Origin of the sequence: Rouxiella aceris (assembly GCF_012933545.1) — a bacterium.
GTDB classification, from domain to species: Bacteria; Pseudomonadota; Gammaproteobacteria; order Enterobacterales; family Enterobacteriaceae; genus Rouxiella; species Rouxiella aceris.
Window position 1 is genome coordinate 62,161 of sequence record NZ_JAADJU010000010.1, and the last position, 11,600, is coordinate 73,760.

The 11,600-nt window shown below is 48.1% G+C and carries 9 protein-coding genes and 1 tRNA gene; 5 read left to right on the forward strand and 5 right to left on the reverse strand.

What is annotated here, in order from left to right; translation table 11 throughout:
• Nucleotides 1–417 precede the first annotated feature (417 nt).
• Complete coding sequence (adhE, locus tag GW590_RS18005; protein WP_169404465.1) at nt 418–3,120, forward strand: bifunctional acetaldehyde-CoA/alcohol dehydrogenase; 2,703 nt, start codon at nt 418–420, stop codon at nt 3,118–3,120.
• A gap of 139 nt (nt 3,121–3,259) precedes the next feature.
• Here the strand turns inward: adhE and GW590_RS18010 are convergent, their stop codons facing one another.
• Nucleotides 3,260–3,838, reverse strand: a complete 579-nt coding sequence (locus GW590_RS18010; RefSeq protein WP_169404466.1) for a thymidine kinase — start codon at nt 3,836–3,838, stop codon at nt 3,260–3,262.
• 641 nt (nt 3,839–4,479) lie between these two features.
• Between GW590_RS18010 and hns the strand changes: the two genes are divergently transcribed.
• The gene (gene hns / locus GW590_RS18015) at nt 4,480–4,887 is read left to right on the forward strand and encodes a histone-like nucleoid-structuring protein H-NS (protein ID WP_169404467.1); all 408 of its coding nucleotides are present in this window, start codon (nt 4,480–4,482) and stop codon (nt 4,885–4,887) included.
• A 183-nt stretch (nt 4,888–5,070) separates the two neighbouring features.
• On the opposite strand, the gene GW590_RS18020 is transcribed toward hns, so the two are convergent.
• From GW590_RS18020 to rssA, 4 genes are all read right to left on the reverse strand, one after another.
• Nucleotides 5,071–6,078, reverse strand: a complete 1,008-nt coding sequence (locus tag GW590_RS18020; RefSeq protein WP_169404468.1) for an NAD-dependent epimerase — start codon at nt 6,076–6,078, stop codon at nt 5,071–5,073.
• Between the two features lie 10 nt (nt 6,079–6,088).
• Entirely contained in the window at nt 6,089–7,432 is a 1,344-nt protein-coding gene (locus tag GW590_RS18025; RefSeq protein ID WP_169404469.1) for a UDP-glucose dehydrogenase family protein, read from the reverse strand.
• A 256-nt stretch (nt 7,433–7,688) separates the two neighbouring features.
• Nucleotides 7,689–8,702, reverse strand: coding sequence for a two-component system response regulator RssB (gene rssB, locus GW590_RS18030; protein WP_169404470.1), 1,014 nt, complete (start codon nt 8,700–8,702; stop codon nt 7,689–7,691).
• Between the two features lie 98 nt (nt 8,703–8,800).
• Nucleotides 8,801–9,712, reverse strand: a complete 912-nt coding sequence (rssA, locus tag GW590_RS18035; RefSeq protein ID WP_169404471.1) for a patatin-like phospholipase RssA — start codon at nt 9,710–9,712, stop codon at nt 8,801–8,803.
• Nucleotides 9,713–9,848: 136 nt separating this feature from the next.
• Between rssA and GW590_RS18040 the strand changes: the two genes are divergently transcribed.
• From GW590_RS18040 to GW590_RS18050, 3 genes are all read left to right on the forward strand, one after another.
• Complete coding sequence (locus GW590_RS18040) at nt 9,849–10,313, forward strand: YchJ family protein (RefSeq protein WP_169404472.1); 465 nt, start codon at nt 9,849–9,851, stop codon at nt 10,311–10,313.
• Between the two features lie 164 nt (nt 10,314–10,477).
• Nucleotides 10,478–11,326, forward strand: coding sequence for a formyltetrahydrofolate deformylase (purU, locus tag GW590_RS18045; protein WP_169404473.1), 849 nt, complete (start codon nt 10,478–10,480; stop codon nt 11,324–11,326).
• A gap of 181 nt (nt 11,327–11,507) precedes the next feature.
• Nucleotides 11,508–11,592: transfer RNA gene (locus GW590_RS18050), tRNA-Tyr, on the forward strand.
• The last annotated feature ends 8 nt before the right edge of the window (nt 11,593–11,600 follow it).

Sequence of the window (11,600 nt, forward strand, 5' to 3'; positions counted from 1 at the left end):
AAACTACTAAAGGAACAAATTAAACCTGACGACCCATGATGTACAAAATTTCTTTACATTTTGGAAAAATTAAATTATAAAAATTAACAAGTTAAGGGCTGAATGGTGTCAGCATTAAGGTGTTTTATGATCCAGATCATATTTGGCCTCCCCATTAATAGGTAAGCTTCTTTCATAGCAAAGATACACAGATGCGGTACAACAAAGTTAAAGTTGAATCCCTTCTGAAATTAGCAAGTTATGTCCTGTGGTGTTGGTAAGTTAAGAAAGCTTTTTGAGAAAATAAAGAAAAGAACCAGATAACCAATTGAATAATAGTCGATTTTATTTGTTACGGCAGGTTTACCTGCCCCGGCTATACTAGGTCACTGGCCCTGCTATTTTCTAAAAAAGTTTAACATTATCCAGGAGAACATTATGGCTGTAACAAACGTCGCTGAACTCAACGAGCTTGTTGCTCGTGTAAAAAAAGCACAGCGTGAGTATGCAGAGTTCACACAAGAACAGGTCGATAAAATTTTCCGCGCTGCCGCTCTGGCTGCTGCCGATGCCCGTATTCCTCTGGCAAAACTTGCCGTTGAAGAATCTGGTATGGGTATTGTGGAAGATAAAGTGATCAAAAACCACTTCGCTTCTGAGTATATTTTCAACGCATATAAAGATGAGAAAACCTGTGGCGTCGTTGCTGAAGACGAAACCTACGGCACCATCACCATCGCTGAACCTATCGGCATTATTTGCGGCATCGTACCAACTACCAACCCAACCTCTACTGCGATTTTCAAAGCATTGATTTCTCTGAAAACGCGTAACGGTATTATCTTCTCTCCACACCCACGTGCTGCCAAAGCAACTATCGCCGCTGCAAATATCGTGCTGCAGGCTGCCATCAAAGCTGGCGCACCTAAAGATATTATCGGCTGGATTGACGCGCCAAGCGTACCTTTGTCCAACGAACTGATGCACCATCCAGACCTTAACCTGATCCTTGCGACCGGTGGTCCAGGCATGGTTAAAGCTGCATACAGCTCTGGTAAACCAGCTATCGGCGTTGGTGCGGGTAATACACCGGTTGTTGTAGATGAAACTGCTGATATCAAACGTGTTGTTGCATCTATCCTGATGTCAAAAACCTTCGATAACGGCGTAATCTGTGCTTCTGAGCAGTCTGTGATTGTCGTTGACTCTGCCTATGAAGCGGTAAGAGCACGTTTCAAATCTCACGGCGGCTACCTGCTGGCAGGTAAAGAATTGAAAGCAGTTCAGGACATTATCCTGAAAAACGGTGGGCTGAATGCCGATATCGTTGGTCAACCGGCGACCAAAATTGCCGAAATGGCTGGCATTACCGTTCCTGCGACTACCAAAGTACTGATCGGCGAAGTGACCAAAGTTGACGAATCTGAACCATTCGCTCATGAAAAACTGTCACCAACGCTGGCCATGTATCGTGCCAAAGATTTCGAAGACGCTGTCGATAAAGCAGAAAAACTGGTTACCATGGGTGGTATCGGTCATACCTCTTGCCTTTATACCGACCAGGACAACCAACCAGAACGCGTACGTTACTTCGGCGACAAAATGAAGACCGCACGTATTCTGATCAACACCCCGGCTTCACAGGGTGGTATCGGTGACCTGTACAACTTTAAACTTGCCCCTTCTCTGACGCTGGGTTGCGGTTCATGGGGTGGTAACTCCATCTCTGAAAACGTCGGTCCAAAACACTTGATCAACAAGAAAACTGTAGCGAAGCGAGCAGAAAACATGTTGTGGCATAAACTTCCAAAATCAATCTACTTCCGTCGCGGTTCACTGCCGATTGCGCTTGAAGAAGTGGCAACTGACGGTGCAAAACGCGCCTTCATCGTGACCGACCGTTACCTGTTCAACAACGGTTATGCTGACCAGATCACCAGCGTTCTGAAAAGCCACGGTATTGAAACAGAAGTGTTCTTTGAAGTTGAAGCTGACCCTACGCTGACAATCGTGCGTAAGGGTGCTGCGCAGATGAACTCCTTCAAACCAGACGTTGTTATCGCGCTGGGTGGTGGTTCACCGATGGATGCTGCCAAAATCATGTGGGTTCTGTACGAACATCCAGAAACTCACTTCGAAGACCTGGCATTGCGCTTTATGGACATCCGTAAACGTATCTACAAGTTCCCGAAAATGGGCGTGAAAGCGAAGATGATCGCCATCACCACCACTTCAGGTACAGGTTCAGAAGTCACCCCATTCGCCGTTGTTACCGACGATGCGACTGGCCAGAAATATCCGTTGGCAGACTATGCATTAACTCCGGATATGGCGATTGTCGATGCCAACTTGGTTATGAGCATGCCTAAATCACTGTGTGCCTTCGGTGGTCTGGATGCAGTGACCCATGCGCTGGAAGCTTACGTTTCTGTACTGGCCAATGAATTCTCTGATGGTCAGGCATTGCAAGCACTGAAACTGCTGAAAGAATTCCTGCCAGCAAGCTACCACGAAGGTTCTAAAAACCCGGTAGCACGTGAACGTGTGCACAATGCAGCAACTATCGCTGGTATCGCTTTTGCCAACGCCTTCCTGGGTGTCTGTCACTCAATGGCGCACAAATTGGGTTCAGAGTTCCACATTCCACATGGCCTGGCCAATGCAATGTTGATCTCCAACGTTATCCGCTATAACGCGAATGACAACCCAACCAAGCAAACCGCATTCAGCCAGTATGACCGTCCACAGGCACGTCGTCGTTATGCAGAAATTGCTGACCACCTTGGCCTGAGTGCAGTCGGTGACCGTACCGCGCAGAAAATTGAAAAACTGCTGGCATGGTTAGACGAAATCAAGGCTGACCTTGGTATCCCGGCTTCAATTCGCGAAGCAGGCGTTCAGGAAGCTGACTTCCTGGCGAAAGTCGACAAACTGTCAGAAGATGCGTTTGATGACCAATGTACCGGTGCTAACCCACGTTATCCGCTGATTGCAGAATTGAAACAGATTCTGATGGATACCTACTACGGTAATAAATACAGCGAAGAATTACCGCTGACTGTCGTAGAAGAGCAGGATGAAGCAGTGACCAAAGTTGCTGCCGCAGCCAAAGCGCCTGGTATCAAAAAAAGCAAAAAATAATCAGTCTCTCCTCTGACTGAAAAAACCCGCCAAATGGCGGGTTTTTTTATTATTTAAACATTAATTTTTTTAATATTTTAGCCTGGCTATCACTCATATAAAATAATGCGATGCTTATCAGGCCGGTGTAAAAGGTGATTTACCTGGTCATGGCTTCTTTGTAATGCTTGCGACAGACGGAAACGTAACGCTCATTACCACCTATAACGACCTGTGCACCATCGTGAAGGGCTTTGCCCTGCTCATCCAGCCTAAGGGTCTGGTTTGCTTTACGGCCGCAATGGCAGATGGTTTTAAGCTCAACCAGCTTATCGGCCCACGCCAGCAGATATTGGCTGCCCACAAACAACTCGCCGCGAAAGTCCGTGCGTAACCCATAGCACAATACCGGAATATCGAGCCTGTCGACCACGTCAGTCAATTGCTCCACCTGAACCCGGGTAAGGAATTGGCTTTCATCAATCAACACGCAGTGCAGCGTTTGCGCACGGTGTTCTTCGCCGATCAGGCTAAGCAAGTCGGTTTCTTCATTGTAAAGCTCGGCCTGTGAGGTCAAGCCTATACGTGAACTGACCTTGCCGACGCCAAAGCGGTGATCGATGGCAGCAGTAAGTACCAGCGTGCGCATCCCCCGTTCCTGGTAATTATAAGAAGATTGTAACAAGGATGTAGATTTTCCAGCGTTCATCGCTGAATAATAAAAATAAAGTTGAGCCATGAGCCCGCAACTCCACTGTATAAAGAATTCCGATAAGATTTGATAGTTTCAATTGTATCACAGGCTTGGCGTCTATTGGCATGCTCCAGGCACCATCGCGAGAGGATGAGCACATCAATAATGTGTTAAGAAAATCACAGATACTTACAAACAGTTATTGCCATTACTCTTCATCCTAATTAGTTAAAGTAACGATCGAAATCCGCGTCAGCTCACATAAAACCTGGTGAGAAAATCAATTATTAAGTATTGAAGTATTTTTAGCCTCTTATAAACTCGATGGGTGCCTGCCAGGGGGTAATCGCCGCTGGCGCACATATTGCTAAAGCGGGGTAGAATCTTATCTGTATCAGTAGGCCATCACATATACGCGATGGCTATTGATATAGTCTCCAGGCAGACCAAGGTTATAAAAGGAACGATTTGCCGAGTGGGATACACCGCACAAAAGGCTCATCAATTTGCCTTATAGCCCTAAGATTAATAGACCGTTTAATCCGGGTTATATTTTTGCCAGACAAATATTATCGGTTATAAATGGTAAATTCCGGTCAACATAACAAATTCGCTATTGCAGAATACAGAAGAGCATTCTATTATTAGCGCAACGCCCCCCACCAATATAAATTGAGACTAGTATAATGAGCGAAGCATTAAAAATTCTGAACAACATCCGTACTCTCCGCGCCCAGGCTCGTGAATGTACTCTGGAAACTCTTGTAGAGATGCTTGAGAAATTAGAAGTTGTTGTTAATGAGCGCCGCGAAGAAGATTCCCAGGCTGCAGCGGAAATTGAAGAACGCACTCGTAAACTGCAACAATACCGTGAAATGCTGATTGCAGACGGTATCGATCCAAATGAATTGCTGCAAACAATGGCAGCAACCAAAGCAACGGGCAAAACCAAACGCGCTGCTCGTCCTGCTAAATACAAATACATCGATGAGAATGGCGAAAGCAAAACCTGGACTGGCCAGGGCCGTACTCCAGCAGTAATCAAGAAAGCTATCGAAGAAGAAGGCAAACAGCTGGATGATTTCTTGCTGTAAGTTTTATCGGCTGTATCCCAGTCTCAAGATAATGCTTCAAAACCACTGCGCAAGCGGTGGTTTTTTTATTGCATGTGCTGAACAATAATTAACCATTTACGCGCTATCACCCCACCCTGCGCGTAAAAAAAAGGCTGCAAGCGCAGCCTCTATTTTATTCACCAGATTTATGCATGCCGGCCATTAACAGCGATAAAAATCCTTATACCAATCCACAAAGCTTTTTACTCCCTGCAGCACAGATGTCTGCGGTTTAAAACCTGTGGCGTTATATAACGGCATGCTGTCCGAGCTGGTTTCAAGCACATCGCCGGGCTGAACAGGCAGCATGTTTTTCTTCGCCTCAATGCCGAGCGCAATCTCCAGTGCCTTAATATAGTCCATTAGTTGCACCGGATTGCTGTTACCGACATTGTAGAGGATATAGGGCGCAGAGCTGGCTGACGCATCCCCTGTCTCCACCGTCCAATCAGGATTAGGCTGCGGAATAATGTCTTTCAAACGCATAATTGCTTCGGCAACATCGTCAATATAAGTAAAATCACGGCACATTTCACCGCGATTATATACATCGATATTTTCATTGGCGAGCATGGCACGGGTGAACTTGAACAATGCCATATCAGGACGCCCCCAGGGGCCATAGACCGTAAAGAACCGCATCCCGGTAGTAGGCAGGCCATAAAGATGAGAATAGGTGTGAGCCATCAACTCATTGGCTTTTTTGGTTGCCGCGTAAAGGGAGATGGGATGGTCAACATTATCCCCGGTGGCGAAAGGCTGCTTATGGTTCATTCCGTAGACGGAACTGGAAGACGCATAAAGTAAATGTTGCACCTTATTATGGCGACACCCTTCCAGCACGTTTACAAAACCGACTAAATTAGCATCAATATAAGCCAACGGATTATCAATTGAATAGCGTACGCCGGCCTGAGCGCCTAAATGAATCACGCGCTCAAACTTATTCTCGACAAACAGTGCTGCCATACCTGAACGATCCGCCAGATCCATTTTGACAAAGCGGAAACCCGGTTTACTCTCAAGTTGCGCGACGCGCGCCAACTTCAAATTTACATCGTAGTAATCATTAAGGTTATCCAGTCCGACTACCTGATGTCCTTCGGCCAGTAAGCGCAGGCAAGCGTAATAACCGATGAATCCCGCAGCACCTGTCACTAAATAAGTCATATTTTCTCCTTTACAGTACTGGCTTCACGGAAGCACCGCGCCCGATAGCATAATAGGTGAAGCCCCGCTTTTCCAGACGCTCCGGGTCATACAAATTGCGGCCATCAAAAATAACAGGATTTTTCAGTGTGCTTTTCATCAAATCAAAATCAGGCGCGCGGAAATTCTTCCACTCGGTGCAAATAATCAACGCATCGGCACCCTGTAATGCAGCTTCTTTGGTGCCCATAAGTTCTAAATCATCGCGAGGACCATAAATGCGCTGCGCTTCATTCATCGCTTCCGGATCATAAGCTTTCACCTTGGCGCCAGCGGCCCAAAGTTGATCCATTAACACCCGGCTGGAAGCTTCACGCATATCATCAGTATTAGGTTTAAATGACAGCCCCCAAAGCGCAAATGTTTTACCTGCCAAATTTTGGCCAAAATGCCGTTCAACAAAAGATGGCAATTTATATTTTTGCTGGGCATTGACCTGCTCAACCGCCTGCAGCAATTTAGGCTGGTAACCGATTTGTTCAGAGGTACGGATCAGGGCCTGAACGTCTTTCGGAAAACATGAACCGCCATATCCACAACCAGGATAAATAAAGTGGTAACCGATACGTTGATCCGAACCAATACCCTGACGAACTTTTTCAATATCGGCACCGAGCATTTCGGCCAGATTTGACATTTCATTCATAAAACTGATTTTGGTCGCCAACATGCAGTTCGCGGCATATTTTGTCAGTTCGGCACTGCGGATATCCATCAGGATCATCCGGTCGTGGTTACGATTGAAAGGCTCATACAGCTCACGGATCGGCTCGATACCATCAGGGTTATCGGTACCAATCACAATACGTTCAGGACGCATACAGTCGGCTACTGCCGCACCTTCTTTTAAAAACTCGGGATTGGAAATGACTTCGAAAGGCAGCGAAAGATTGCGCTTGGCCAGGGTCTCATTCATCACCTGACGCACTTTATCTGCCGTACCAACAGGAACGGTGGATTTATCAATTACGATCTTATGTTCGGTCATATACTGCGCAATAGTGCGGGCAACAGCGGTGACGTATTTCAAATCCGCAGAACCGTCTTCGTCTGGCGGTGTCCCTACGGCAATAAATTGCACCTGGGCATGCGCAACGCCTTCTTCGGCATTGGTACTGAACATCAGACGACCTGAGGCAAAGTTTTCCTGAACAAGTGGGGTAAGACCCGGTTCAAAAATCGGGATTTGTCCATTTTTCAAGTTCTCAACTTTTTTAGCGTCAACATCAATGCACAGCACTTCATGTCCAACTTCCGCTAACACTGCCGCCTGCACCAAACCAACATAGCCAATGCCAAAAACGGTTACTTTCATTAGGATCTCCCCAATATCGAAAATTTATAGGACTATCAAGCTATTCGCCAATACAGCCGCGTCCCTGACAGCCAGCTACAGGGCGAAGTTAATTATTGGGCCGCAGTATAGCAGTTTAAAAGGGTTTAGCGCCTCAGATCATTCGGCTGACATGGAATAACGTCTGGGATTTATCTGAAATAAATAGACATATAAAACAATAGCTAAATAGGCTTAGCCACCGTCGAAGAGGATCCAACCGTTATACGGCAAATGTTTATTCCGCCGATAGCATTAATCTAAGGCGCCCTCCTGCCCCCCAGACCTGACATTGCCAGGCTTCACAACGCTGGCTGATTTGATTGGAATAGGATGAGCCCAGTGTACCCAGCGGCACCCCATTGCTCAGTTGGATCTGGCTGGAACCGGTATTGATATTGGCATGCAAGCCGGCAGAAACCAGAATAAGATTTTTCTGCTCGGCGTTGTAGTACCCCATCAACAAGGGGAACTGTCCTTCGAGACGTGCCTGTTTAAACAGCAGGTTAATCTCTTTAAGCAAGGTCGACATTTGCGGTAAACGCTGATTCTGGTTGCTTAAATGCTCGCGCAAAAGCCCATTAAAAATAGCGCGCAGTAACAGTGCCGCCAAAACGCCATTTTCGTTGGCGCGGGTCACATCAAGGCAGTAAAAACCCAGGTCCTTGGGAGACAAGGCGGCAATATCCAGCACCAGGCCAGCATTTTGCGCCATGGTCAGCTGCCGGTAGTTGATACGACAATGGGCCAAATTTTGTTGCACCGGCGGCTGCAACTCCTGCAACAGCCTGGCTGCTTCGTGGGGGTTGCGGCACAGCGCTTCCCAGTCCTGGATAAGATCGCTCTTCTCCATGGCCTGCGAAGTAAAAAGCTTGGGATAAAGGCAGGTTAACAGCGCTTCTCTGAGTCGATTAAGATCGTTGACCGGTTTTAGCAGCACGTCTTCAACGCCCAGACGCAGCATGGTGGCAACATCAGTCATTTTGTCGGTGGCCGAAATAACCAATACCGGTATTTTATTACCCTGCAAACGCAGATGCTCCACAAACTCGATACCGCCCATTTCTGGCATCACCAGGTCGCAAAGGATCAAATCCGGCGGAAAGGTTTCAACCAGGGTCAGAGCTTCGAGGCCATTGACCGCTTCGGTGAAGGTTGCACCCAGTGAACTCACGAAACCCGCAAGTACCGACCGGAAAACGGCTTCGTCTTCGACGATCAGGATATGCTTGCTTGTAAGTGGCTTGTCCATCAGGGCCTCCCAGGATTTATTACCCCTAATAGTGGCCTATAATGAGCTTCTTTGCCCATCAGAATTACCATAATCAGGGATGAATGTTGCTAAACCGTTCAGAACTGATTGTTTTTAACCAGCGGTAACAGTTGATCTCTCTGCTTTTCAACCGCTAATCGCCCGGCTTCTATCGCTTCTTCAGCACGATGAAAATCAAGGGTAGAGATCTGCGGGCAATAAGGTTGCACGATCACGTCCGGCGGATCGCCCGCCATGCGATAACGTTTCAGGCGATTCTCCAGCACCTGTATTGAAGTCGACATAATTTCCATCGCCGTTGGCGTCTGGCTATTATGCTGCGCCAGTGGGCGGGAAAGTTTCTGACGGATTTTGTCACGCCAGTTGACCTCTTTGGTATCCTTGAGGTTGGCGGGGTCGGCCTGTACCGACAGCAGGTCTTGCTGCACCAGATGCGCGTCATGATGCAGATCGACGGCGATAACCACATCCGCGCCAAGCGCGCGCGTCAGTGATACCGGCACCGGATTGACCACCGCACCGTCCACCAGCCAGTAACCGTTAAACCATACCGGGGCCAGCAAGCCCGGCATGCTACAGGAAGCGCGCAGCGCCTGGTTGATATCCCCTTTGGTCAGCCACAGCTCTCTGCCGGTACTGAGGTTGGTGGTTACCGTACCAAACTTGCGCTGACACTGCGCAAAATCGTCAATTTTCAACAGCTGCGAGACGGCATTAAACACCTTCTCGCCGCGTAACAATCCGCCTCGTTGCCAGGAAAAATCCATCAATCGCAGCACATCCCAGTAGCTAAAAGACCTGACCCAGGCCTCCATCACCGGCAGGCGACCGCTGGCATAGGCTGCACCCACCAGCGCCCCCACTGAACAACCGGCGACAATATCAACATCAATACCCATATCATGTAGCGCATTAATAACGCCAATATGCGCCCAACCCTTTGCGGCTCCAGAACCCAGAGCCAAGCCAATTTTCAACTGTGGTGTCATTATTATTCCTATCTCGGCGCGATAAACGCATGCTGAACGTTGTTTGCGCGTTGTCACCCGGTGACGTTGTTAGGTAACATATCCCACTGGAGCATTCAATAGTGCAGGCTACGCGTAGCCAGACTGCGGAGTTAATGTGAAAAATCTATGCCCTTGTGGCAGCGGGATCGACTTTGAACAGTGTTGCCAACCGGCGATCACCGGGACGCACCCGGCGGCAACACCGGAAGCATTAATGCGTTCGCGCTACAGTGCCTATGTTACCGGCAATGCAGATTACCTTATTGCCAGCTGGCATGCCGACTGCAATGCGTCTGAATTTCGCCAGGCGCTGCTGGCCGGTTTCGCGACCACCAGTTGGTTGGGCCTACAGATTATCACCACGCAAGCCGGAAAAGATCCCAATGAAGGCTTTGTGGAGTTTGCCGCCCGCTATCGCGACCAGGATAATCCCGAGACGGTAATGATCCACGAACGTTCGCGCTTTCTTCGGATAAAAGAACACTGGTATTATATTGATGGCGTTACACCGCAGGTGGGCAGAAATGACCCCTGTCCCTGCGGTTCAGGCAAAAAATATAAGAAGTGCTGTGCCAGATAAGTCGGCATAATGTGCGCCAATCATTGAGACCCATAATTAACTTTACCCCGAAAAATTTTACGAGCAGTCAGGCAAGACGTTCACCCCGCAGGCGATACGGTGATGAACGGGTGATACGCCCGGCGGCAACGAGAAAAATAAGGGAAGACAGGATTTTGCCCCTAATGTCACAACTGAATGTACAAACCAAAGTTTTACGCACGATATGCCCTGATGCGAAGGGGCTGATCGCCAAAATCACCAATATTTGTTACAAGCATGAACTGAATATCGTGCAAAACAATGAGTATGTTGATCATCGTACCGGACGTTTTTTTATGCGTACCGAACTCGAAGGCATTTTCAATGACAGCACCTTATTAGCCGATCTCGACAGCGCCTTGCCAAAAGGTTCTATTCGTGAACTGCAAAGTACCGGTCGTCGACGCATTGTGATTTTGGTGACCAAAGAGGCGCACTGCCTCGGTGACCTGTTGATGAAAGCGGCTTACGGTGGCTTAGACGTTGAAATCGCCGCGGTTATCGGCAACCACGAAACGCTGCAAACCCTGGTAGAACGTTTTGATATTCCGTTCCATCTGGTCAGCCATGAAGGCCTGACGCGCGAACAGCACGACGCTGCCATGATGGCACAGATTGACCAGTATCAGCCGGATTACGTGGTGTTGGCCAAGTATATGCGCGTGTTAACGCCGGGGTTTGTGCAACATTATCCGCATCAGGTGATTAATATTCACCATTCGTTCCTGCCAGCATTTATTGGTGCGCGTCCTTACCATCAGGCCTACGAGCGCGGGGTCAAAATCATCGGCGCTACGGCGCACTATGTAAACGACAGTCTGGATGAAGGCCCAATCATCATGCAGGACGTGATCAACGTTGACCATACCTACACGGCCGACGATATGATGCGTGCTGGACGGGATGTGGAAAAAAACGTGCTTAGCCGCGCCATATATAAAGTGCTGGCCCAGCGGGTGTTTGTCTACGGTAATCGTACGGTTATTTTATAATCGTCAGGGGGCGTTTTCGTTCAGTAAAACGCCCCCGAGCACAAAAAAACGGCAATCAAACTATTTTCTCTGTTTCAAGGCTTTACAGCAGCGTTTCATTTGATATGATGCGCCCCGCTTACCGCAACAGCCAGGCGGCAAGTGATTACCGAGTATATAATTCGAAATCCACGAATTTCGTGGTGGGGTTCCCGAGCGGCCAAAGGGAGCAGACTGTAAATCTGCCGTCATCGACTTCGAAGGTTCGAATCCTTCCCCCACCACCATCTTGCTT